The 476-nt window shown below is 52.1% G+C and carries 1 protein-coding gene; it reads right to left on the bottom strand.

The features are described from left to right. On the bottom strand, window positions 1-476 hold a 476-nt coding region (locus ACNQ0W_RS25380; protein ID WP_417933307.1), incomplete at both ends, for an Ig-like domain-containing protein.

Below are 476 nucleotides of genomic sequence, written 5' to 3'. Positions count from 1 at the left end.
TGATCGGATCATGTACCGGTGCATTTGGTGCTGTGGTATCATTCTTCACCACTGCTGTATCTGTACCTGCATTGCCTGCTGCATCTGTTGCAGTCACGGTAATGGTGTGTGGACCGTCTGCCAACACTGGAAGTGTATTGTCTGCAAGCGTCCAGGTGCCGTCGCCATTGTTCACTGCCGGATAGTCAGTGCCATCTACATTCACCACTACAGTGGCTGTCGGATCGTTCACTGTACCCGTAAGTGCTGGTGTGCTGTCATTGGTCAACACGTCATCCAGCGCAACCACAGGTGCTGTGATGTCTGCAGAGACTGTGCCTGTACCTGGCAATGATGTATTGCCTGCAGGGTCAGTTGCTGTTGCAGTTACTGTATCACCATCTACCAGGTTACCTGGGTTTGGTACTGACCAGCTACCATCTGTGCCTGCTACCACTGTTGCAGTGGTGCCATCAGGATAAGTCACAGTCACGGTT

The sequence above is a fragment of the Enterobacter cloacae complex sp. 6730903 genome (assembly GCF_048283985.1).
Classification (GTDB): Bacteria; Pseudomonadota; Gammaproteobacteria; order Enterobacterales; family Enterobacteriaceae; genus Enterobacter; species Enterobacter hormaechei_C.
The sequence above is the reverse complement of the archived record's forward strand: the minus strand, read 5'-3'. Positions and strand labels throughout refer to the sequence as shown.